Here is a 20,943-nt window from a genome sequence, read left to right as displayed (position 1 = left end):
GGTTGATGTAGGAGCGGGCTTGCCCGCGAAGAGGCCAGCAGCCTCAACGCACCAGGCAGGGCCGTTTGTTATCGAAGCGCCAACCCGGGATCAGGAACTGCATCGCCACGCTGTCATCCCGCGCACCCAGCCCCATGTTGCGGTAACACTCATGGGCCTTGGCCAGCTGGTCTTCATCCAGTTCCACGCCCAACCCCGGCCGCGCCGGCACCCGCACATGCCCGTCGACAATGCGCAGGGGCTCACGGGTCAGGCGCTGGCCATCCTGCCAGATCCAGTGCGTATCGATCGCCGTGATTTCGCCCGGCGCCGCAGCCGCCACCTGGGTGAACATCGCCAGCGAAATGTCGAAGTGGTTGTTCGAGTGCGATCCCCACGTCAGGCCCCAGTCATTGCACATCTGCGCCACTCTTACCGAACCCTGCAAGGTCCAGAAGTGCGGATCGGCCAGCGGAATGTCCACCGACTGCAACTGAATGGCATGGCCCATCTGTCGCCAGTCGGTGGCAATCATGTTGGTCGCGGTAGGCAGGCCGGTGGCGCGGCGGAACTCGGCCATCACCTCGCGGCCCGAGTAACCGTTCTCGGCACCGCACGGGTCTTCGGCGTAGGCCAGTACATCGTGCTTGTCGCGGCACAGGGCGATGGCCTCCTTCAGCGACCACGCGCCATTGGGGTCGAGCGTGATGCGCGCTTCGGGGAAGCGTTCGGCCAGCGCTGTCACAGCCTCCATCTCTTCTTCACCGCGCAGCACACCGCCCTTGAGCTTGAAGTCGCTGAAGCCATAGCGCGCCTTGGCGGCCTCGGCCAGCCGCACCACTGCTTCCGGGGTCAGGGCCTTTTCGTGGCGCAGGCGGAACCAGTCGTCATCGCTGTCGGCTTCGTTGCGATAAGCCAGGTCGGTCTGCTGGCGGTCGCCGATGTAGAACAGGTAGCCGAGCATCTTCACCGCATCCCGTTGCTGCCCCTCGCCCAGCAGTGCCGCCATCGGCACGTTCAGGTGCTGGCCAAGCAGGTCGAGCAACGCCGACTCGATGGCCGTCACCGCATGCACGGTGATGCGCAGGTCGAAGGTCTGCAGGCCACGGCCTGCCGAGTCGCGGTTGGCGAAGGTCTGGCGCATGGCATTGAGCACACGCTGGTAATGGCCGATCGGCTGGCCGACCACCAGGCTGCGGGCGTCCTCCAGGGTCTGGCGAATGTTCTCGCCGCCGGGCACTTCGCCCAGGCCGGTATTGCCGGCGCTGTCGCGCAGCACCACCACGTTGCGGGTGAAGTACGGGCCATGGGCGCCACTGAGGTTGAGCAGCATGCTGTCATGGCCGGCCACGGGGACCACGCGCAGGTCGGTGACCACCGGGGTGCTGGTGTGAAGGGTCTGCATATTCATGAGGGTTGTCTCGCAGTCATCAGTGGGTCTGGCCCAGGGCCGAAGGGGCCTTGAGGTCATCGGAAGGGACGCCCTTGGGGCGAATGCGTACGAAGAAGATGGCAATCGCCGCCAGCACCGAGGTCACCGCCAGGCCGTACAGCCCGCCCTGGATCGAGCCAGTCTGCTGCTCCAGCAAGCCGAAGGTGGTGGGGGCAACGAAACCGCCGAGGTTGCCGACCGAGTTGATCAGGGCAATCACCGCCGCAGCGATGCGGGCATCCAGGTAGCCTTGGGGGATTGGCCAGAACAGTGACGACGCTGACTTGAAGCCGATCGCGGCGAAGCACACGGCGACGAAGGCGAACACTGGCCCACCCGTAGTGGACATGAACATGCCCGTGGCAGCGACCAGCAGCGCGCCCGCCACCCAGGCCTGCTGGAACTTCCAGCGAGCGGAACCGGCGGCGAAGGCGTACATGGCCAGGATCGATATCAGCCAAGGGATCGAGTTGAAGAAACCGACCTGCATGTCACTGAGGTCGCCCATACGCTTGATGATGCTAGGCAGCCAGAAGGTCGCAGCGTAGATGGTCAGCTGAATACAGAAGTAGATCAGGCAGAACAGCACGATCTGGCGGTCCTTGAGCAGGCGCCAGGCCGACGGCCTGACCGCGCCGATGGCCTCACGCGCTTGCTGCTCGCGGTCGATGGTGGCGACCAGCGCGTCCTGCTCGGCCTTGCTCAGCCATTTGGCGTCCTGCGGCTTCGAGTCCAGCCAGAAGAACACAAAGAAGCACAGCGCCACCGAGGCCATGCCTTCAATGAACAGCATCCACTGCCAGCCATGCAGGCCCAGGCCCTGGATCTGCATCAACGCCCCGGCCAGCGGCCCGGAAATCAGCGATGCCAGTGCAGAACCGCTGAGGAAGATAGCAATGGCCTTGCCGCGCTCGGCCGCCGGCAGCCAACGGGTGAAGTAGTAGATCACGCCAGGAAAGAAGCCGGCTTCGGCCACCCCGAGCAGAAAACGCAACACGTAGAACTGGGTTTCGTTCTGCACGAAGGCCATGGCCGTGGCCACCAGCCCCCAGGTGAACATGATACGGGTCAGCCACAGCCGGGCGCCGACCTTTTGCAGCAGCATGTTCGAAGGTACTTCGAACAGCGCGTAACCGATGAAGAACAGCCCGGCACCAAAGCCAAAGGCCGCAGCGCTGATGCCCAGGTCGCTTTCCAGGTGCGGGCGGACGAAGCCAATGTTGACGCGGTCGAGGTAGTTGACGATGAACATGATGACGAACAGCGGCAGGACGTGGCGCTTGACCTTGGCCACGGCACTGGCCAACGCGTCGCCTTCATGCCGGGCAGACGGAGCGAGGGTGTCGTTCACTTGCGGATCTCCCACTAATTGTTTTTGTGCGGGTCGGGTTGTCTGACATGGCAGTGGGGAGGAGCTTATGCGCAGCGAAGTTGTACGACAAGATCATTAACGTCGGCAAAATAGCAATATACAAGCTGTCACAATGCTAATTTGATCCGAACGTGCAGAAACAGATCAATTACATGCTGAATTGGATGCGCGAAAAATCGGCAAAAAATTTTTCTATCGATTAACTTGTCGTACAAGTAATCAAGAAGCGAATCACTCATGGAACCCGAACACGCGCGCAAACGCGGCCATAGCCGTGCCCATGACCTGGTTTCCAGCCTGACCCAGCAAATTCTGCTGGGCACCTTCAAACCAGGCGACAAACTGCCTTCGGAAAACACCCTGGTGCGCGAGCACGGGGTCAGCCGCACGGTGGTTCGCGAAGCCTTGTCGAAGCTGCAAGCCTCGGGGCTGGTGGAGCCGCGCCACGGGATCGGTACTTTCGTGATGGAGCGCCAGGCCCAGGCCGGCCTGCGCGTTGCGGCGGAGAGCGCGGCGAATGTGCGCGATCTGCTGGAGCTGCGTATTGGCCTTGAGGGCCAGGCTGCCGCACTGGCCGCGCTGCGTCGTGACGAGGGGCAACTGGCGCGCATGCGCCAGGCACTGGATGACTATCAGGACCTGGCCGCTGCTGGCGACAGCTGCATCGAAGCCGACCGGCGCTTTCACCTGCTGATTGCCGAGGCCACCGGCAATCTGTATTTCACCGAGATGCTGCTGCAACTGGGCAATGGTCTGATCCCGCGCAACCGCATGGCCAAGGCCGAGCGCGCGGGGGCCAAGCTGGCGCGGCAAGCGTACCTGGCCAACCTGGAGCATGAGGCGATCCTCAATGCCATCCGCCGACAAGACCCGGATGCGGCGCGGGCGGCGGTGTGCCTGCACCTGTCCAACAGCCGCGACCGGCTATTGCCGGACTGACTGTCAGGCAGTGCAAGACGAGGATAATGGCATGCAGGGTGGCCGTTACATCCAGCTACCCTGCCCTCACTTCACCAGGTCAGGCAGATCTTGCCGAAGTGCCGGTTGCTTTCCTGGTAACGGAACGCCTCGACGATCTGCTCCAGTTCGAAATGCTTGTCCACCACCGGCCGCAGGCCGTTGGCGTCGATCGCCCGCACCATCGCCTGCTGCTGCGCTCGGCTGCCAACCAGCACCCCTTGCAGCCGAATCTGCCGCACCAGCGCCTGCACCAGCGGCAACTGCCCGGCCACCCCGGTAAGGATGCCGATCAGCGAAACATGCCCGCCAATGCGCGCGGCAATCATCGACTGCTCCAGCGTCGCCGGGCCGCCCACTTCAATCACATGATCGACACCGCGGTTGCCAGTCAGCTCGCGCACCTTCTCACCCCAGGCCGGGGTGCTCCTGTAGTTGATCAGGTGGTCGGCACCCAGAGCCTTCAGGCGCTCCAGCTTGGCATCGCTGGACGAGGTGGCGATCACGGTCGCACCCGCCAGCTTGGCGAACTGCAGGGCGAAAATCGACACACCGCCGGTCCCCTGCACCAGCACCGTGTCGCCGGGTTTGAGGTGATCATCGCTCATCAGCGCGCGCCAGGCGGTAAGGCCGGCGGTGGTCAGGGTGGCAGCCTCGGCATGGCTGAAACCCTGGGGTGCCAAGGTGAAGGCGCTGGCGCGGGCAGTCACCTGCTCACGGGCGTAGCCATCGATGCCGTCGCCGGGCACCCGGGCAAAGCCCTCGACATTGGCCTGGCCATCGAGCCAGTCGGGGAAGAAGGTGCTGACCACGTTGTCGCCGACCTGGAACTCAGTGACGCCAGCCCCCACCGCAACCACCTCGCCGGCGCCATCGGCCATGGGGATGCGTCGCTCGCTCGGGCCCCACATGCCGCTGACCACGGCGAAATCGTGGTAGTTGAGGGAACTGGCGTGCAGGCGCACGGTAATCTCGTCGGCCTGGGGGGCCTGGGCCTCGCAGGTGCCGACCTCGACTTTGTCGTAGCCGCCGCCGGGTTGTACGTAGATGGCCTTGCTGCTCATGGGTGGGTCTCCGTATCAGAGCAAAGAATGGGGTTCAGCATAGACAGATCCGGCCCTTTCGCGGGCACGCCCGCCCCCACAGGGGCACCACAGGCCCCGAGACGTGCGCAATACCTGTGGGAGCGGGCGTGCCCGCGAAGAGGCCCGCATGGCCAACACACGCATCAGCCCAGCATCACCTTCAACGCCCGGCAATCCGCCGCATGCCAATCCACCAGCTCTGGCCAGGGGTTGTCCGGCAGGTTCACCAGCACCGTGCGTGCTCCTGCAGCCCGCCCACAGTCCAAGTCAAAGCGGTAATCCCCCACCATCACCAGTTCGCTCGGTGTCACGCCCCAGGCGCTGGCAATCTTCAGCAGCCCATCCGGGCTCGGCTTGGGCGCAGCCTCGTCACGCCCAAGAATATGTTCCACCGGGAAGCAGTCCGCCAGGCCGATGGCCTCCAGCGTTACATGCGCAAGCTCACGCGCATTGCGGGTCAGAATACCCAGCCGGCACCCGCGCTCGGCCAACTCGCGCACCAGTTCCACCGCCCCGGTGGCCGCCGTGGAGGCCGTTGCCAGGTCCCTTTCGTGTTCCAGCAACCAGGCATGCTTGGCCGCCGCTTCCGCCGCCGGCAAGGCCGCCAGGTGGGTGAGGATGTCGTGCTCGGCCGGGATGTCCAGCGCCACCCGAATGGCGGCGAAGTCGTGCACGGCCACGGTCAGGGTGCCGTCCATGTCGAACACCCAGTTGCGCACCTCGCCCAGGCTCATGCCCAGTCCTTGCGATGGCGAATCAGGCCTTCCTGGCTCGACGATGCCACCAATTGCCCGGCCTGGTTGAAAATGCTGCCGCGGCAGAAACCACGGGAATTGCCGGCCCAGGGGCTATCGGTGGCGTACAGTAGCCACTCGTCGGCGCGCAGGTTGCCGTGAAACCACAGCGAATGGTCGAGGCTGGCGATCTGCATGTCGCGCTGCCATACCGATTTGCCATGGGGCAGCAACGCCGTGGTCAGCAGGCCGAAGTCCGAGGCGTAGGCCAGCATGTACTTGTGCAGGGCAGGCACGTCAGGCAGGTTGCCGTCGGCGCGGAACCAGGCGTATTTCACCGGGTCGCCCGGCTTGGGGTTGAACGGGTCGCGCTCGGTGACCGGGCGGATCTCGATCGGCTTGGCGCACAGCACCTTGTCGCGGATGCGCTCAGGCAACTGGTCAGCCATGGCACGGGCCAGTTCCACCTCGGTAGGCAGGTTTTCCGGGCCGACCACGTCAGGCATCTGCGCCTGGTGCTCGAAGCCTTCCTCGTCGTACTGGAACGACGCGCTGCAGGTGAAGATGGTCTGGCCCTTCTGGATCGCCGTCACCCGCCGTGTACTGAAGCTGCCGCCATCGCGCACCCGGTCCACCGAGTACACCACTGGAAGGCTGGCATCGCCCGGGCGCAGGAAGTAACCGTGCAACGAATGCACATGGCGCGCGTCCTCGACGGTCTGACTGGCAGCCGACAACGACTGGCCCAGCACCTGCCCACCGTAAAGCTGGCGGAAGCCCAGGTCCTGGCTACGTCCACGGAACAGGTTCTCCTCGATGGATTCGAGGCTCAACAGGTCGACCAGGTCGTCCAACACATGACTCATCGGGGGATCTCCGTAGGAGCGAGCCTAGCTCGCGATGCGCCGCCCGAGCGGCGCTCGATTTCACAGGCGCTGAACGTGTTACGGGCAAGCGCCTTCCAAGATGGGCAAATGATACAGCGTTTGTCATTCGCGCCGGGCATGGCCGTGCATTCAGGCGCGCAGGGTGCGCTCCCAGTGCGCGCGGTCAATGCGGTACAGCACATGCGGGCGCAGTGGGTGGCCAATGGGCAGGCGGGGGTGCTCGAAACTGCCGTGTGGGTCCTGCTGCATGCCGATGGCCTGCATGACCTTCTGCGACGGCAGGTTGCATTCGCTAGTGAACGACACGACCTCCTCCAGGCGCAATTGGGCAAAAGCACAACGCAGGCAGGTCCACGCCGCTTCGCTGGCAAAGCCAAGGCCCCAGTGGCGGCGGGCCAGGCGCCAGCCAATCTCTACGGCGGGGGTGAAATCGGCGTCAAAGCCCACGTGCAGCAAGCCAGTCATGCCGATGAACGCGCCGCTGTCCTTGCGCTCCAGGGCCCACAAACCAAAACCGTATTCATTGAAGTGCCCACGCACCCGGCCGATCAACGCAGCGGCCTCAAGACGCGTCAACGGCGCCGGAAAGTAACGCATTACCTGCGGGTCGGCGCACAGCGCGGCGAACTCGCGCAGGTCGTCGTCATGCCATTGGCGCAGCACCAACCGTGCGCTTTCCAGTTCAAGAATAGGGGTCATCGGGCCTGCTCCGGTTTTGCCGTGTTGCAGTTTACAGCGTAGGCGCGGGCGCGGGTTTCACCCAGCCGGTAGTAGCCGAATGCAATTTTCACACGCCCTTCACCGGCCCCCGACAGGCCACTTGGCAGGATGCCGCCATCCCTGCCGCGCCAAGCACGGCCATGCCAACGGAGCCACGCATGCAATTGAGCAATACTCTGGGGCACTCTGCCATTCACGCCCGGCGCAAGCGACGCCTGACCCGCAAAGCCCTCGGAGCCGCCCTGGGCCTGTGCATGGTCGTGGCGGCGTTGACCACCTGGCTGGCGACGAGGACGCATATCGTGGACCTTGGCAACGAGCAACAACTGAGTGACAGCGGCCTGCTGCAGGACTGGGCCGAAGGTGCGGTGATCGTGATGATCCGCCACGCCGAACGCTGCGACAGCGCCCCCGGCCCCTGCCTGGACGACCCCACGGGGATCACCCTGAGCGGTAGCCAGGCTGCCGCCCGCGTTGGCCAGGGGCTGCACCGGCTGGGCCTGAACAACGCCGACTTGCTCACCAGCCCGAAACGGCGCACCCGGCAAACCGCGCACTTCATCCTCGGCCAGGCGGTGGCCAGCGAAGACTGGCTGGAAAGCTGCGACAGCCAGTTCGCCAACGAAGCGCTTGCACACAAACGCGCGGGCCACAACCTGGTGCTGGTGACTCACAACGGCTGCATCGACCACTTTGCCCGCCAGCAGCACGTTGCCGGCGGCGAACGTCAAAGTAACTATGCCAGCGCCCTGTTCGTATCGGTGGATGGCAATGGCAAGGCACGCATCCTGGGGCGCCTGAACGAACCGGACTGGCAACGCGTATTGGCCAGCACAGGAAAATAGCGGCCATCTCTGTGGGAGCGGCCTTGTGTCGCGATTGGGCTGCGCAGCAGCCCCAGCAATGTGTGCATCTGCGCTGAAATTTTGGGGCTGCTGTGCAGCCCAATCGCGACACAAGGCCGCTCCCACAAAGGGCCGGTACCGGCGCAAGAAACAGGTACTCCCATTACAGTCACCCGTCATGGCAAGATCAGCACTAGCCCTGATTACGACCTCAACCATGCCGTTGCCGCTGATCTACCACGAAGATTACAGCCCGGAGTTCCCCGCCGAACACCGCTTCCCAATGGACAAGTTCCGACTGCTGCACGACCACCTGGTCGGCAGCGGGCTGACCACCGACCAGGCCCTGCTGCGCCCGGACATCTGCCCCAACGACATCCTCGCCCTGGCCCATGACCGCAGCTACATCGAGCGCTACATGAACGGCGAGCTGTCGCGCGAGGACCAGCGCCGCCTCGGCCTGCCCTGGAGCGAGGCCCTGGCCCGGCGTACCGTGCGCGCCGTCGGCGGCTCACTGCTGACTGCCGAGATGGCGCTGCAGCACGGCATCGCCTGCCACCTCGCCGGTGGCACCCACCACGCTCATTACGACCACCCCGCCGGCTTCTGCATTTTCAACGACCTGGCGGTCATCAGCCGCTACCTGCTGGAAGCAGGCCGGGTACACCGGGTGCTGATCTTCGATTGCGACGTGCACCAGGGTGACGGCACCGCGCGCATCCTGCACGACACGCCTGAGGCCATCACCGTGTCGCTGCACTGCGAACAGAACTTCCCCGCCCGCAAGGCACAAAGCGACTGGGACATCCCTCTGCCCCGAGGCATGGGCGACGCGGCCTACCTGAAGGTGGTGGACGACGCCCTCAACTACCTGCTGCCGCTTTATCAACCCGACCTAGTGTTGTATGACGCCGGTGTCGATGTGCACAAGGACGACGCCCTGGGCTACCTGCAACTGACCGACGCAGGCGTTGCCGCCCGTGACGAAGCCGTGCTGCGCCATTGCCTGGGCCGCGATATCCCGGTGGTGGGCGTGATCGGTGGAGGCTACAGCAAGGACCGCACAGCCCTGGCCAAACGCCACGGCATCCTTCACCACAGCGCGGCACGTGTCATGGGTTGTTCACAATGACTGTGGAACCGCTTGTGGATAACCTGCGCGAAAGGCGCTGTAGCCCTTTGCTGGCAAGGCCTGCGTGACGCTGGCTATTTTTTGACCAGTGCTTCCGTGGGCAGCGCTGCGGTAGAATGCGCCTCTTTTCCACAGCCTGCTGCCCACCATGCCCGATCTGAACCCCGCATCCCCTCCTCCCGCTGTCGTCATCGGTGGCGGCCCCGCCGGCCTGATGGCTGCCGAAGCACTGGCCAACGCAGGCCTGGCGGTCGAGGTGTTCGATGCCATGCCTTCGGTTGGGCGCAAGTTCCTGCTGGCGGGTGTCGGCGGCATGAACATCACCCATTCCGAGCCCTACCCGGCGTTCGTGGCCCGCTATGCCGAACGCCAGGGCGAAATCGAGGCCCTGCTACGCGACTTCGATGCTGACGCGTTGCGCCAGTGGATTCATGCTTTGGGCATCGAAACCTTCGTCGGCACCTCGGGCCGGGTGTTCCCCACCGACATGAAAGCCGCACCGTTGCTGCGTGCCTGGCTCAAGCGCCTGCGCGACAGCGGGGTAGTTATCCACACCCGCCATCGCTGGTTGGGCTGGAACACCGATGGCAGCTTGCGAATTGCTTATCCACAGGGCGAACGGCAGGTGAAAGCCTCGGTCGTGGTGCTGGCGCTGGGTGGCGCCAGCTGGGCACGCTTGGGTTCTGACGGCAGCTGGCAACCGCTGCTGGCAGAACGGGCTGTGGATATCTCGCCTTTGCAGCCGAGCAACTGCGGTTTTGAAGTAGAGGGCTGGAGCGCGCTGCTCAAGGACAAGTTCGCGGGCGCACCGCTGAAGAACATCGCCCTCAGTGTCCCGGGCAGCACACCGCGCAAGGGCGAGTTCATCCTCACCGCTCAAGGTGTGGAAGGCAGCCTGGTGTATGCCTGGTCGGCACCGGTACGCGAGGCCATCCACCGTGAAGGCCATGGGGTGTTGTTGCTCGACCTGCTGCCGGACAAGCCTGTGGACAAGATTACCCAGGCACTGGCCAAACCACGCGGTTCACGCTCCATGGCCAAGCACCTGCACAGCCAGCTGGGAATTGATGGGGTCAAGGCCGCACTGCTGCGCGAGCTGACTGATCCGGCGACCTTTGCCGACGTTGATGCCTTGGCTCGAGCCATCAAGGCATTGCCCATCACCCTGATACGCACGCGGCCGCTGGATGAGGCGATCAGCAGTGCCGGCGGGGTCCGCTTCGAGGGGCTGGATGAGGGATTGATGGTAAAGGGCATGCCGGGGGTATTCTGTGCCGGCGAGATGCTGGACTGGGAGGCGCCAACCGGGGGGTATCTGCTCACGGCGTGCTTTGCCAGTGGCTTGCGCGCCGGGCGGGCAGCGGCGGATTGGGTGCGGGCTTCCTGACAGCTTGCCGGGGCTGCTTCCACAAGTACTGCATCAATCCAGATTGCGCAGCCCATGTGGGAGCAACTGTCTTGCTCAATTTCTGAAAGCTGGCGCGATCCGTGTGGGAGCGGCCTTGCGTCGCGAAAGGACTGCACAGCAGCCCCGGGGGTTTCAGCGTCGATGCAAATAATGCCGGGGCCGCTTCGCGGCCCTTTCGCGACACAAGGCCGCTCCCACAGGCCGGTGTTCAGCCTCAGCCCAGTGCAGTGTCGAGAAACATCATCACCGCAAACCCGCCCATCAACCCTGGGTAATGGAGCTGGGTGCAGCGCTGGGCATCAAGGTCGAGCCGGCGCTGGAAGCCCTGAAGGTCGCCGTACACATCTAAAGCCTGGCGCAGTCCTTGTGGGAGCGGCCTGGCGTCGCGAAAGGGCCGCAAAGCGGCCCCAAAACCTCAAGGCTTACGCTTGCGCGGCCCACCATTGAAGCTCGGCACCTTGCGAACAGCCTTCACCGCCGGTTCCGCGCTGCCGGTTTCAGTGCTGTCCATCCAGCGCCCCAGCCCGCGCTTGGCGCTGTTTTCTTTCGGCTTCTTGGGCTTCTTCGGTTTCTTGATAACCTGCCCGCTGGCATCGGTCATCGGCACCCGGTGCTCGGGGATGAAATCCGGCTCTTCATGACGCGGCAGGGTCTGCCGGGTCAGCACCTCGATAGCCGCCAGCAGTTGCACTTCATCCGCACACACCAGCGAAATCGCCTCGCCCTTGTTGCCCGCCCGCCCGGTACGCCCGATGCGGTGCACGTAGTCTTCGGCAACGATCGGCAGGTCGAGGTTGACGACCAGCGGCAAGTCATCGATATCCAGGCCACGGGCCGCCACATCGGTCGCCACCAGCACTTGCACCTCACGGGCCTTGAAGCTGTCCAGCGCACGCTGCCGGGTCGCCTGTGGGCGATCACCGTGGATGCCGTCGGCATTCACGCCTTCGGCCAGCAAGCGCTCCACCAGTTGATCGACGCCATTACGGGTCTTGGCGAACACCAGCACCTGCTTCCAGCGCTGTTTGCGCAGCAGGTGGCAGAACAGGTCGGCCTTGCGCTTCTTGTCCACAGGCACCAGCCACTGCTTGACGCTGGTGGCCGTGGCGTTGCGCGGGCTCACTTCGATACTGAGCGGGTCATTCAGCGCAAGCCCCGCCAGCATGCGAATCTGATCAGAGAAAGTGGCGGAAAACAGCAGCGTCTGGCGCTTGCGCGGCAGTGCCGCATACACCGACTGCAGCTCTTCGGCAAAGCCCAGGTCAAGCATGCGGTCGGCTTCATCCAGCACCAGGGTCTGCACCTGGTTGAACTTCACGGCGTTCTGCCGGAACAGGTCGAGCAAGCGGCCAGGTGTAGCCACCAGCAGGTCGACACCACGACGCAGGCGCATCATCTGCGGGTTGATACTGACCCCGCCATACACCGCGTAAGTACTCAGTGGCAGGTTCTCGGCGTATTCGCGCACGTTGTTGTGCACCTGCTCGGCCAGCTCGCGGGTGGGTACCAGCACCAAGGCGCGGATCGAATTACTGGCCACCTTCTCGCCCTCCAGCGCCAGGCGCTGCAGCACAGGCAGGGCGAAGCCTGCGGTCTTGCCGGTACCGGTCTGGGCTGCGGCCATCAGGTCGCGGCCGGCCAGCACGGCGGGGATGGCTTTGGCCTGCACTGGGGTCGGGGTGGTGTAGTCCAGTTGCTGCAGCGTGCGCAGCAGCGGTTCGATCAGGCCGAGTTTGGCGAAATTCATGGCAATACCGTCAGGGGGTTCAGCGAAGGCGGCAAGTTTACCGCATCGCCCCTGCCTACTTGCAGATTTCACCTTTCAACGGTGGCACAGTTACGGGCGCCTTGCGCCACTGTGGCAGGCCGATCAGCACCACCGCGCCGATGATCACTGCCATCGCCACGCACTCTTCAGCGCCAATCTGCTCACCGGCAAAGACGATACCCAGCAGCACCGCCACCGCCGGGTTGACGTAGGCGTAGCTGGTGGCCGCTGCCGGGCGCACGTGCTTGAGCAGGTACATGTAGGCACTGAACGCCAGGATCGAACCGAAGAACACCAGGTAGGCCAACGCCCCCCAGCCAGCAGCGGTCGGCAGCTGTGTCATGCGTTCGCCCGACAGCACACTGCCCAGCAACAGCACCGCACCCCCGACCAGCATTTCCGCTGCGCTGGCCATCGGCCCCTGGGGCAGCGGCAAGGTCTTGCTCCACACCGAGCCGAATGCCCAGGACGCCGCCGCGAAGATGATCAGCGCCGCACCTATCGGGCTTGCCTGCAGGTTGGAACCCAGGTTCAGCAGGCCGATGCCCACCAGCCCAAGGGCGATCCCCGCCCATTCCAGCTTGGAATTGCGGTGCCCGAACAACAGGCCGAACAGCAAGGTGAACAGCGGCACCGTCGCCACTGCCAAAGCCGCCACGCCCGAAGCCACACCCGCATGCTCGGCCACGGTCACCCCGCCGTTGCCACAACTGAGCAGCAAGAAACCGATCGCCCCTGCCGCCCGCCATTGCGGCCAGGTAGGTGCCGGCACGCCGCGCCAACGCAGGAAGCCGTATAGCAGCCCCCCGGCGATCAGGAAGCGCACCCCGGCCATGAGCATCGGAGGCCAGCTCTCGACGCCGATGCGAATGAACAGGTAAGTGGAACCCCAGACCAGATAAAGGGCCAGGAAGGCGCCAATCAGCAACAGCGGGAAACGACGGGAGGCAGGCATGGGGAAAACTCGAAATCCATTTACGGGTGGCTCAGTTTAACGGCCTGCCTGAGTGAAGGTACGTTACAGAACGGGTGCAAATGAGCGGCACAATTCTGGTGCGTGCGGCGCAGGCGACACCCCAGACGATCACCTGCTAGCCCTGACGATACTTGGCCAGCGCTTCGCGCACCTTCGCAGCCGGGGTTTTCTGCAGCCGGCAAAGCAGCTCGTGCGACAGTTGCTGAACCCCGTGGTCCTGGTGCAACACACCCGCCAGATGCTGCAGCAGGTTGGCGGCCATTTCGGCATCGGCCATGGCCCGGTGCGCGGTGCCCGTGTCAGGTAACCCAGCCCAGCGTGTCAAAGTGCCCAGCTTGTGGTTGGGCGCGGTGGGCAGCAGGCGCCGTGACAGCAACAGGGAACACGCGAAGGGCTGGCTGCGGTTGCGGCCAATACGGCCCAGCTCATAGTCCCAGAACTTCTGGTCGAAAGCAGCGTTGTGCGCCAACAATGGGGTGCTACCGACGAACTCGGCCACCTCGTTCATCACTTTGTCCACCGGCGGCGCACCACGCAGCATGGCGGTGGTGATGCCGGTCAGCCCTGCGACGAAGGCCGGCACCGGCACACCGGCGTTCATCAGGCTCTGGTAGCGCTCGACAATGCGCCCACCCTCGAGCATTACCACCGCCACCTCGGTGGCACGGCAGCCGGTACCGGGGGAAATGCCGGTGGTTTCAAAGTCGATGACAGCGATACGTTCCATGAAAAGACCTTAGTGTTTGAGCAACAGCGCGCCTTCGATGGGCACGTAGCGGGTGGCAGCACGGATCAGTGACAACGCCGTCAGCCCCGGCACGCCATACACCACCGCTTCGGTGCCATGGCGCTGGATTACCCGCTCCAGCAGCAGGTCGAAGTCACCGTCGCCGGAGGCCAGCACCACCTGGTCGACCCGGCTGGCCGCGTCGATCACATCCAGGGTAATGCCCACATCCCAGTCGCCTTTGGCCGAGCCATCGCTGCGCTGGATGAACGGTTTGAGGCGCACATCGAAACCGAGGTTGCGCAAGATCTGCTGGAACTGCTGCTGTTTGCTGTCGCCACGGTCGATGGCATAGGCCACGGCCTCGACGATCTGGCCTTCGCGGCTGACGTCAGCCCACAGGGCGGTGTAGTTGAAGTGGCAGCCGTGGGCCTGGCGTACGGTGTAGTAGAGGTTCTGCACATCGGCGAACAGCGCGATCTTTTTCACCTGGGAACCTCATTTGGCCTGGAGTGCTGGGGGGGGCTGCTGCGCAGCCCTTCGCGGGCACGCCCGCTCCCACAGGTGTCGCGCGTACATCTGTGGGAGCGGGCGTGCCCGCGAAGGGGCGCAAAGCGCCCCCGGAAATGCCAGCAGTATGCCAGACCTGTCAGACGAACGAGTCGTCGTCCGAGAAGAACCCGCCATCATCGCTGCCGTAATCACTGTCGGCGTAACCGCCCTGGTCACTGCCCCAGCCACCGTTGTCAGCCACCTGCTGCTGCCCGCCCTGATCGTTCCAGCCGCCACTGTCACTGGCTGGTACCGGCTCTTCCTTGATGACCTCGACCACTTCCTCCGGTTGCGAGTTGTGGTTGAACAGGCTGCTGATACCCTGCGCCAGCAACACACCACCTGCCACGCCGGCGGCAGTCTGCATGGCCCCGCCAAGGAAGCTGCTGGCCCCACTGCGCGCAGGCGCGGCGCCATAGCCAGGCTGCGGCGCCTGAGGCCGGGCGAAACCAGGTGCCGACGGCTCGCGCCAGCCACCACCGGACGCTACTGGGGGCGCCGAAGGACGCTGTGGCTGCACCGCCGGGGCCGCGTTGCGCCCACCCGAACCAAAGATGCCGGACAAGAAGCCACCCCCGCCATTGCTCGGCGCACTGCTGGCGGCTTGTGCCACCTGAGCCTGGGCACGTGCCTGTTGCAGCTCGGCTTGCAGCTGCTTGTTCTGTTCGTCGAGGCGCTTGATCGCGGCCTCCTGCACCAGAATCGCCTGGGTCATGTAGTAAGGCGCCGCCGGTTGCTGACGCACGTGCTGCTCGATACACGCCTGGGCTTGCGCGTCACGCGGCTGGCTCGGGTCTTCGGCTTGCTTGAGACGGCCGAACAGGCCGTCGATCAGGGTTTGTTCTTCAGTGTTCATGGGGCGACCTCGTGGGGTAGCGGGACAACGGACAGCGTCAAAGATGGGGCGTACAGGCGCGGGATTCAATCACTGCTGCGGTGAAACTTTTTTCAGCAAGTGACAGCCCCAGGCCTGCTTTGGGCTAAAGTTAGGCCCCTGTTTTTACTGCCATGCGATGTTGACTGATGAATCCGCTGAGCGTTCTGCGCGACTCCCTGTACTTCTTCCGCCGTCACCTGCCAAACATCCTCCAGCTGTGCCTGCCGCTGGTGGTCGTGGAAGCCCTGCTCACCCAGTTGCTGGACCGACAGCTGGGCGACCAGGCATCACCGGCCTACGGCATGCTGGTCAGCCTGTTGTTCTACCCGTTGTACAGCGCAGCCCTGATCCTGTACCTGGACACGCGCAGCAACGGCCAGGAAATCGCCAAGCGCGACCTGTTCGCCCGCGCCCTGCAGTTGTGGCCACAACTGGCCCTGCTGATCCTGATCAGCTCGCTGCTGATCATGGCCGGCCTTGCGCTGTTCATCTTCCCGGGGGTGTGGATCATGATCAACCTGGTGTTCGCCGAGTACCTGCTGGTACTGCGCGGCCGGCCGGTGGTGCAGGCGATGCGCGAAAGCGCGAGCATGACCACCGGGCACTTCATGCGCATCATGATCTGCGTTTTAGGCGTGCTGGCGCCGATCTGGCTGATCGACGGGCTGCTGTTGATGGCCTTCCCCGAGCCATCACCAGGGATGGAACTGGCCATGGACAGCCTCAGCGGCTTCCTGCAGTTGTTCAGCACCGTGGTGCTGTATCGCCTGTTCATGTTGCTGGAAGGTGAAGCCAGCACCTGAGGCCACCGGGGAATGTTTTCGATCTGCCGGCTGCCCAGCCTTGGCGCCAGAGTGCACACCCTCAACGCCATTCAAGGAGTGCACCATGAACGAAACCATCAAGGCAGGGTACGCCCGGTCATTTCGCGGCCAACTGTACATGCGCGCCGTCGACCGAGACATCCCGCTGCGCCTCAGCCGCAGTACAGACAAATTCGGCTGGGGCATTACCCCCGAGGATGACTGGTTGCAGGCGGGAGGTAGGCAGGACTCGCCGGTGATGGACTTTCATTACCACTCGCGGACCAACGATCGCCTGCACTACCGCATCAGCATGCCAGGGCGCCCGGAGACCAAGAAGCTAGGATTCAGCCGCAATGGCTATCTGGGCTTCTACTGGCATGCAGAGGTTGGCGAATACTGGAAAATCGAGCCGCTGGCGCTGACAGATGAAGGCCTTGTCTGCCATCTGCGCGACCAGCGGGGCTACAGGGTCGGCGCCCTCACGGATACGCCGCACAGGAGTGGGGAGTGGGTAGCCTGGCTCAACGTCGAGGAAGGCGAAGTGATCACGTTCCTGTTGAGGCAGGCAGATCGAGCTTCACTGACGGGGGCAATACGATAAATGGCACGACCACTGCCACGTCGTGGCCAGAGCATGATTTTTCGGCCTGCCGTACTCGGTGGTGTGCATCAGCTCCCTCTCGGCTTGGCCCTGGCGGTAGCCTCGGCCACCAGAGGGTCGTCCGGCCAGTAGTGCTTCGGATATCGCCCTTTCAGGTCTTTCTTCACCTCGGCATAGGTCGTGCGCCAGAAACTGGCCAGGTCCTGGGTCACCTGCACCGGCCGACGCGCCGGTGACAGCAGGTGCAGCTTGACCTGCTGCCGGCCATTGGCGATGCGCGGGGTGTCGGCAAGGCCGAACAGTTCTTGCAGACGCACGGCGAGAATCGGCGGGGTTTCGCTGTAATCCAGGCGGATGTTCGAGCCGGACGGCACGGCCAAATGCGCCGGGGCCTGTTCTTCCAGGCGTTGCGGCAGCGGCCAGGGCAGCAGATTGCGCAGCATCGACGGCAAGTCCAGCGCGGCAAAGTGGCTGAGACGCGATACTTTGCTCAGGTAAGGCTGTAGCCAGTCTTCCAGGCTGGCCAGCAGGGCCTCGTCCCCCAGGTCAGGCCATTCACTGTGGCCATCCTTCTCCAGGTCGAGCTGACGCAGCAGTGCCACGCGTGCCTGCCATTGCCGCAGCTCGGGCGTCCAGGTCAGCAGGTTCAAACCTTTGCGCCGGACCAGGCCAAGCAGCGCTCGGGCCCTGGCTTCGTCATCCAGCCCGGGCAGCGGCTCGCGGCTGAGGACCAGTTCGCCAACCTTCACCTGGCGCTCGGCGCGCAACACCTGCTCGCGCTCGTCCCAATCGAGGATATCGAACCGCTCGACCTGCTCGGCCAGTACACCCTCGAGCAACGCCGGATCGAATTCGGCTGCCAGATAGATCCGCTCCTCACGCTGCCCCTGGCGGCTACCCAGGTCGGCGATCACCAGCCATGGGGACTTCATCAAGGCATCGACTTCGCCAAACAGGGCCGCACGGCCGTTGGCGAGCCGATACTCAGCCCCACCCGCCCGGCGCTGCTGGGCGACCCGGTCAGGGTAGGCCAGCGCCAGCAGGGCGCCCAACCAGCGAGGGTGGTCCGGGTCGGCGACCGGCGCACCAACCTTGCCACGCAACAGGCCACGGTATTGCCGGGCCAGCTGGCGAGCACGCTGCACCCCACCCTGGCCGCCACGCGCAGCCTTGCTCTCACCGCTGACCAGCGCAAGTCGGCTGTGCAAGTCGGCACCACCGCCGCGCTGAATGTCCCGCTCCCCCAGCAGTGCAGCCACATCGCATGCCATCTGTGCCAGGCCCAGGTCCTGACCGCGCAGCAACAAGTGCGCGATGCGTGGGTGAGCCGGCAGTTCGGCCATGGCCTGGCCATGCTCGCTGAGGTTGTCGCGGCTGCCCGGCTTGAAGGCGCTGAGTCGCGCCAACAGGTCCTGCGCCTGAGCGAACGCTGCCGCAGGCGGCTGGTCGAGCCAACGCAACTGCTCGGGGGTTACACCCCAGCGGGTCAGTTGCAGGGCCAGCCCGGCCAGGTCGGCCTGGAGGATCTCGGCACTGCCATGGGCGGCCAACTGGTCATGCTGGGCCTCGGACCAAAGGCGGTAGCACACGCCGGGCTCCAGACGGCCGGCACGCCCGGCGCGCTGGGTGGCACTGGCGCGGGAAATGCGCTGGGTGTCCAGGCGGGTCATGCCGCTGCCGGGGTCGAAGCGCGGCACCCGGGCCAGCCCTGCGTCGATCACCACGCGCACGCCATCGATGGTCAGGCTGGTTTCGGCGATGTTGGTGGCCAGCACCACCTTGCGCAGGCCCTTGGCCGGCGGGTCGATAGCGGCGCGCTGGGCATTGAGGTCGAGCTCGCCATGCAGCGGGCACAGCAGAATCTCGGGGCGCGCCCCCAGCGCCTCCTGAAGGCTTTGGTGAACCCGGCGGATCTCGGCTTGCCCAGGCAGGAACACCAGCACGCTGCCGGCCTGGTCAGCCAGCGCATGCAGCACGCTGTCCACCACCCGTGGCTCGATGAACTCGCCTGGCTGGAACGGCCGCCCCCAGCGGATATCCACCGGATGCATGCGCCCTTCGCTTGTGACCACCGGGGCATCGTCCAACAGCCGCGACAGGCGCTCGCCTTCCAGCGTCGCCGACATCAGCAGAATCTTCAGGGGCGGGTCGTCACGAAGCAACTCGCGGCCGTTAAGGCTCAGCGCCAGGGCCAGATCGGCATCCAGGCTGCGCTCATGAAATTCATCGAAGATCAGCAAGCCCACACCTTCCAGCGCCGGGTCGGCTTGCAGACGGCGTGTGAGGATGCCTTCGGTCACCACTTCAATACGGGTTTTCGGCCCGACCTTGCTGTCCAGGCGGATGCGGTAACCCACGGTTTCCCCAACCTGCTCGCCCAGTTCACTGGCCAGCCGTTCGGCCGCAGCACGCGCAGCCAGGCGCCGAGGCTCGAGCATGAGGATGGTCTGCCCAGCCAGCCACGGTTCGTGCAGCAGCGCCAGTGGCACGCGGGTGGTCTTGCCAGCGCCGGGCGGGGCTTCAAGCACCACTTCGTCACGGTTTTCCAGCGCCTGGCGCAGGGCGGGCAAGGCAGCATCAATGGGTAATGAAATCATGGTGGTCCTCGAACAGTGTCGCGAGTATAACGGCGAACCCAGCCTGCTCTATCATGGTCTTAACATCAGGTGCAGGCGCATCGCTTGTCCTGCTGAACACCTTCTCGGAGATTTACATGCGCATCTCGACCCGCGTCATCGGTGGCGCCCTCATCGCCACCCTGCTGACTCAACTGACGGCCTGCGGCACCATTTTCTACCCGGACCGGCGCGGCCAGATCGGCGGCAAGATCGACCCTGTGGTTGCTGCAATGGATGCCATCGGTATTCTTTTCTACGTGATCCCGGGGCTCATTGCCTTCGGCATCGACTTTGCCACCGGCGCCATCTACTACCCGGGTGGCCGTACTGCCCAGGTTGACCCGGCCAAACTGCAAGAAGCCGTCAGCCCCGATGGCAAGGTCGACAACCTGAAGTTGCAGGCCATTCTGGAAAGCGAACTGGGCCAGCGCCTGCCGCTGAACGACCCACGGCTGATCCAGCACCGCGGCAGCATCGAACAACTGGCCAGCCTCGGCCTGGTCCCGGCAGCCTGAGCCACACGGACGCTGACCACGGATGACCACGACCCCAGCTGAACACCAGCGCCTGCTGCGCCTGGCCACACGCGCGTCACTGGCAGTGGCCAGCATCCTGGTGCTGAGCAAGGCGCTGGCCTGGTGGCTGAGTGGGTCGGTGAGCCTGCTGGCTGGGCTGACCGATTCGGCACTGGACGCAGTGGCCTCGTTCCTCAACCTGCTGGCGGTGCACTATGCCCTGCGCCCGGCCGACGACGATCACCGGTTTGGCCATGGCAAGGCCGAGGCCTTGGCCGGTATGGCCCAGGCGCTGTTCATCGGAGTCAGTGCGGTGCTGATCGGGGTGCAGGCGGTCGAGCGCCTTTACACCCCGCAACCGCTGGGTGATACCGCCATCGGCATCGCGGTGATGCTGCTGTCGCTGGTGCTGACGGTCGCCCTGCTGGCACTGCAGTACAAGGTTATCCGGCTCACCGGCTCTACTGCGGTGCGGGCAGATTCCCTGCACTACCGCTCGGACTTGCTGCTCAACGGCAGCATTCTGCTGGCCTTGTTGCTGGCGCGTTTTGGCTGGCCTCAGTTGGATGCGCTGTTCGGCCTGGGCATCGCCTTTTACATCCTCTGGAGTGCGCTGCAAATTGCCCGCGAAAGTACGGCGATCCTGATGGACAAGGCGTTACCCAGCGATGTTGGCGAGGACATGGCCGCGCTGGTGCTGGCCGTTGCAGGCGTGAAAGGCGTGCATGACCTGCGCACGCGCGTGTCGGGCAACCAGTGGTTTGTGCAACTGCACCTGGAGCTGCCGGGGCACCTGCCGTTGCATGAGGCGCATAGCTTGTGCGTGGAGGCCTCGCGGGTGATCCGCCAGCGTTACCCACAGGCGGACGTGATGGTGCACGCCGACCCGGTATGAGGTAACCACCCATGCCCCACCCCTTGTAGGCGCGGGTTCATCGCGAAAGGGCCGGGG

The 20,943-nt window shown here is 64.6% G+C and carries 21 protein-coding genes; 8 read left to right on the top strand and 13 right to left on the bottom strand.

The features are described 5' to 3' along the window. Positions 1–43: 43 nt before the first annotated feature. Positions 44–1,390 carry a glucarate dehydratase gene (gene gudD, locus ACF8RA_RS03680; protein WP_209963300.1) on the bottom strand — a complete coding sequence of 449 codons (1,347 nt, stop codon included), beginning with the start codon at positions 1,388–1,390 and terminating at the stop codon, positions 44–46. A gap of 19 nt (positions 1,391–1,409) precedes the next feature. Continuing rightward, the gene (locus ACF8RA_RS03675; protein WP_176683238.1) at positions 1,410–2,762 is read right to left on the bottom strand and encodes an MFS transporter; all 1,353 of its coding nucleotides are present in this window, start codon (positions 2,760–2,762) and stop codon (positions 1,410–1,412) included. Positions 2,763–3,020: 258 nt separating this feature from the next. On the opposite strand from ACF8RA_RS03675, the gene ACF8RA_RS03670 reads away from it, so the two are divergent. Beyond that, positions 3,021–3,722: a FadR/GntR family transcriptional regulator gene (locus ACF8RA_RS03670; RefSeq protein ID WP_339444657.1), complete on the top strand. Its 702-nt coding sequence runs from the start codon at positions 3,021–3,023 to the stop codon at positions 3,720–3,722. Between the two features lie 71 nt (positions 3,723–3,793). Here ACF8RA_RS03670 and ACF8RA_RS03665 read toward each other — a convergent pair whose 3' ends face one another. The 4 genes from ACF8RA_RS03665 to ACF8RA_RS03650 all read right to left on the bottom strand — a co-directional run bounded on the left by ACF8RA_RS03665 (position 3,794) and on the right by ACF8RA_RS03650 (position 7,145). Next, positions 3,794–4,804 (bottom strand): NAD(P)-dependent alcohol dehydrogenase, encoded by a 1,011-nt coding sequence (locus ACF8RA_RS03665; RefSeq protein ID WP_209963293.1) that lies wholly within the window; start codon positions 4,802–4,804, stop codon positions 3,794–3,796. A gap of 164 nt (positions 4,805–4,968) precedes the next feature. Further along, complete coding sequence (locus ACF8RA_RS03660; RefSeq protein WP_021784364.1) at positions 4,969–5,559, bottom strand: HAD family hydrolase; 591 nt, start codon at positions 5,557–5,559, stop codon at positions 4,969–4,971. Continuing rightward, positions 5,556–6,425 carry an acyl-CoA thioesterase II gene (gene tesB / locus ACF8RA_RS03655; protein ID WP_003249851.1) on the bottom strand — a complete coding sequence of 290 codons (870 nt, stop codon included), beginning with the start codon at positions 6,423–6,425 and terminating at the stop codon, positions 5,556–5,558. The genes ACF8RA_RS03660 and tesB overlap by 4 nt, the downstream gene beginning before the upstream one ends. Before the next feature lie 150 nt (positions 6,426–6,575). Then, positions 6,576–7,145 carry a GNAT family N-acetyltransferase gene (locus tag ACF8RA_RS03650; protein WP_084851515.1) on the bottom strand — a complete coding sequence of 190 codons (570 nt, stop codon included), beginning with the start codon at positions 7,143–7,145 and terminating at the stop codon, positions 6,576–6,578. A 179-nt stretch (positions 7,146–7,324) separates the two neighbouring features. Between ACF8RA_RS03650 and ACF8RA_RS03645 the strand changes: the two genes are divergently transcribed. The 3 genes from ACF8RA_RS03645 to ACF8RA_RS03635 all read left to right on the top strand — a co-directional run bounded on the left by ACF8RA_RS03645 (position 7,325) and on the right by ACF8RA_RS03635 (position 10,530). After that, on the top strand, positions 7,325–8,011 hold the full coding sequence (locus ACF8RA_RS03645) for a histidine phosphatase family protein (RefSeq protein ID WP_392518793.1): 687 nt from the start codon (positions 7,325–7,327) through the stop codon (positions 8,009–8,011). 217 nt (positions 8,012–8,228) lie between these two features. Next, positions 8,229–9,143 (top strand): histone deacetylase, encoded by a 915-nt coding sequence (locus ACF8RA_RS03640; protein ID WP_021784367.1) that lies wholly within the window; start codon positions 8,229–8,231, stop codon positions 9,141–9,143. A gap of 148 nt (positions 9,144–9,291) precedes the next feature. Then, positions 9,292–10,530, top strand: coding sequence for a TIGR03862 family flavoprotein (locus tag ACF8RA_RS03635; protein ID WP_176683234.1), 1,239 nt, complete (start codon positions 9,292–9,294; stop codon positions 10,528–10,530). A 235-nt stretch (positions 10,531–10,765) separates the two neighbouring features. On the opposite strand, the gene ACF8RA_RS03630 is transcribed toward ACF8RA_RS03635, so the two are convergent. The 6 genes from ACF8RA_RS03630 to ACF8RA_RS03605 all read right to left on the bottom strand — a co-directional run bounded on the left by ACF8RA_RS03630 (position 10,766) and on the right by ACF8RA_RS03605 (position 15,430). Next, positions 10,766–10,894, bottom strand: coding sequence for a hypothetical protein (locus ACF8RA_RS03630; RefSeq protein WP_019750923.1), 129 nt, complete (start codon positions 10,892–10,894; stop codon positions 10,766–10,768). 72 nt (positions 10,895–10,966) lie between these two features. Beyond that, entirely contained in the window at positions 10,967–12,298 is a 1,332-nt protein-coding gene (locus ACF8RA_RS03625) for a DEAD/DEAH box helicase (protein ID WP_176683233.1), read from the bottom strand. A 55-nt stretch (positions 12,299–12,353) separates the two neighbouring features. Further along, positions 12,354–13,274 (bottom strand): drug/metabolite exporter YedA, encoded by a 921-nt coding sequence (gene yedA, locus ACF8RA_RS03620; protein WP_176683232.1) that lies wholly within the window; start codon positions 13,272–13,274, stop codon positions 12,354–12,356. Between the two features lie 136 nt (positions 13,275–13,410). After that, the gene (locus tag ACF8RA_RS03615; RefSeq protein WP_392518792.1) at positions 13,411–14,022 is read right to left on the bottom strand and encodes a PolC-type DNA polymerase III; all 612 of its coding nucleotides are present in this window, start codon (positions 14,020–14,022) and stop codon (positions 13,411–13,413) included. A 9-nt stretch (positions 14,023–14,031) separates the two neighbouring features. After that, positions 14,032–14,511 carry an NYN domain-containing protein gene (locus ACF8RA_RS03610; RefSeq protein WP_004576858.1) on the bottom strand — a complete coding sequence of 160 codons (480 nt, stop codon included), beginning with the start codon at positions 14,509–14,511 and terminating at the stop codon, positions 14,032–14,034. Positions 14,512–14,671: 160 nt separating this feature from the next. Next, on the bottom strand, positions 14,672–15,430 hold the full coding sequence (locus ACF8RA_RS03605) for a DUF2076 domain-containing protein (RefSeq protein ID WP_176683230.1): 759 nt from the start codon (positions 15,428–15,430) through the stop codon (positions 14,672–14,674). 167 nt (positions 15,431–15,597) lie between these two features. Here ACF8RA_RS03605 and ACF8RA_RS03600 point away from each other — a divergent pair, with 167 nt between their 5' ends. Both ACF8RA_RS03600 and ACF8RA_RS03595 read left to right on the top strand, forming a co-directional pair. Continuing rightward, positions 15,598–16,254, top strand: coding sequence for a YciC family protein (locus tag ACF8RA_RS03600; protein WP_010955396.1), 657 nt, complete (start codon positions 15,598–15,600; stop codon positions 16,252–16,254). An 85-nt stretch (positions 16,255–16,339) separates the two neighbouring features. Continuing rightward, positions 16,340–16,858, top strand: coding sequence for a hypothetical protein (locus tag ACF8RA_RS03595; protein ID WP_176683228.1), 519 nt, complete (start codon positions 16,340–16,342; stop codon positions 16,856–16,858). Positions 16,859–16,926: 68 nt separating this feature from the next. Here the strand turns inward: ACF8RA_RS03595 and hrpB are convergent, their stop codons facing one another. After that, positions 16,927–19,455, bottom strand: a complete 2,529-nt coding sequence (hrpB, locus tag ACF8RA_RS03590) for an ATP-dependent helicase HrpB (protein WP_392518790.1) — start codon at positions 19,453–19,455, stop codon at positions 16,927–16,929. Between the two features lie 116 nt (positions 19,456–19,571). On the opposite strand from hrpB, the gene ACF8RA_RS03585 reads away from it, so the two are divergent. Together ACF8RA_RS03585 and ACF8RA_RS03580 are read left to right on the top strand one after the other, a co-directional pair. After that, the gene (locus ACF8RA_RS03585) at positions 19,572–19,991 is read left to right on the top strand and encodes a hypothetical protein (protein WP_014592516.1); all 420 of its coding nucleotides are present in this window, start codon (positions 19,572–19,574) and stop codon (positions 19,989–19,991) included. Positions 19,992–20,013: 22 nt separating this feature from the next. Continuing rightward, positions 20,014–20,886 carry a cation diffusion facilitator family transporter gene (locus ACF8RA_RS03580; RefSeq protein ID WP_392518789.1) on the top strand — a complete coding sequence of 291 codons (873 nt, stop codon included), beginning with the start codon at positions 20,014–20,016 and terminating at the stop codon, positions 20,884–20,886. Positions 20,887–20,943: the final 57 nt, after the last annotated feature.

Source organism: Pseudomonas sp. FYR_5, from assembly GCF_043106315.1.
Lineage (GTDB): Bacteria > Pseudomonadota > Gammaproteobacteria > Pseudomonadales > Pseudomonadaceae > Aquipseudomonas > Aquipseudomonas putida_Y.
The sequence above is the reverse complement of the archived record's forward strand: the minus strand, read 5'-3'. Positions and strand labels throughout refer to the sequence as shown.

What these genes read in the sequence shown, in the direction of transcription:
- gudD (WP_209963300.1), bottom strand. Translation starts at nt 1,390, where the DNA reads ATGAATATGCAGACCCTTCACACCAGCACCCCGGTGGTCACCGACCTG.
- ACF8RA_RS03670 (WP_339444657.1), top strand. Translation starts at nt 3,021, where the DNA reads ATGGAACCCGAACACGCGCGCAAACGCGGCCATAGCCGTGCCCATGAC.
- ACF8RA_RS03665 (WP_209963293.1), bottom strand. Translation starts at nt 4,804, where the DNA reads ATGAGCAGCAAGGCCATCTACGTACAACCCGGCGGCGGCTACGACAAA.
- ACF8RA_RS03660 (WP_021784364.1), bottom strand. Translation starts at nt 5,559, where the DNA reads ATGAGCCTGGGCGAGGTGCGCAACTGGGTGTTCGACATGGACGGCACC.
- tesB (WP_003249851.1), bottom strand. Translation starts at nt 6,425, where the DNA reads ATGAGTCATGTGTTGGACGACCTGGTCGACCTGTTGAGCCTCGAATCC.
- ACF8RA_RS03650 (WP_084851515.1), bottom strand. Translation starts at nt 7,145, where the DNA reads ATGACCCCTATTCTTGAACTGGAAAGCGCACGGTTGGTGCTGCGCCAA.
- ACF8RA_RS03645 (WP_392518793.1), top strand. Translation starts at nt 7,325, where the DNA reads ATGCAATTGAGCAATACTCTGGGGCACTCTGCCATTCACGCCCGGCGC.
- ACF8RA_RS03640 (WP_021784367.1), top strand. Translation starts at nt 8,229, where the DNA reads ATGCCGTTGCCGCTGATCTACCACGAAGATTACAGCCCGGAGTTCCCC.
- ACF8RA_RS03635 (WP_176683234.1), top strand. Translation starts at nt 9,292, where the DNA reads ATGCCCGATCTGAACCCCGCATCCCCTCCTCCCGCTGTCGTCATCGGT.
- ACF8RA_RS03625 (WP_176683233.1), bottom strand. Translation starts at nt 12,298, where the DNA reads ATGAATTTCGCCAAACTCGGCCTGATCGAACCGCTGCTGCGCACGCTG.
- yedA (WP_176683232.1), bottom strand. Translation starts at nt 13,274, where the DNA reads ATGCCTGCCTCCCGTCGTTTCCCGCTGTTGCTGATTGGCGCCTTCCTG.
- ACF8RA_RS03615 (WP_392518792.1), bottom strand. Translation starts at nt 14,022, where the DNA reads ATGGAACGTATCGCTGTCATCGACTTTGAAACCACCGGCATTTCCCCC.
- ACF8RA_RS03605 (WP_176683230.1), bottom strand. Translation starts at nt 15,430, where the DNA reads ATGAACACTGAAGAACAAACCCTGATCGACGGCCTGTTCGGCCGTCTC.
- ACF8RA_RS03600 (WP_010955396.1), top strand. Translation starts at nt 15,598, where the DNA reads ATGAATCCGCTGAGCGTTCTGCGCGACTCCCTGTACTTCTTCCGCCGT.
- ACF8RA_RS03595 (WP_176683228.1), top strand. Translation starts at nt 16,340, where the DNA reads ATGAACGAAACCATCAAGGCAGGGTACGCCCGGTCATTTCGCGGCCAA.
- hrpB (WP_392518790.1), bottom strand. Translation starts at nt 19,455, where the DNA reads ATGATTTCATTACCCATTGATGCTGCCTTGCCCGCCCTGCGCCAGGCG.
- ACF8RA_RS03585 (WP_014592516.1), top strand. Translation starts at nt 19,572, where the DNA reads ATGCGCATCTCGACCCGCGTCATCGGTGGCGCCCTCATCGCCACCCTG.
- ACF8RA_RS03580 (WP_392518789.1), top strand. Translation starts at nt 20,014, where the DNA reads ATGACCACGACCCCAGCTGAACACCAGCGCCTGCTGCGCCTGGCCACA.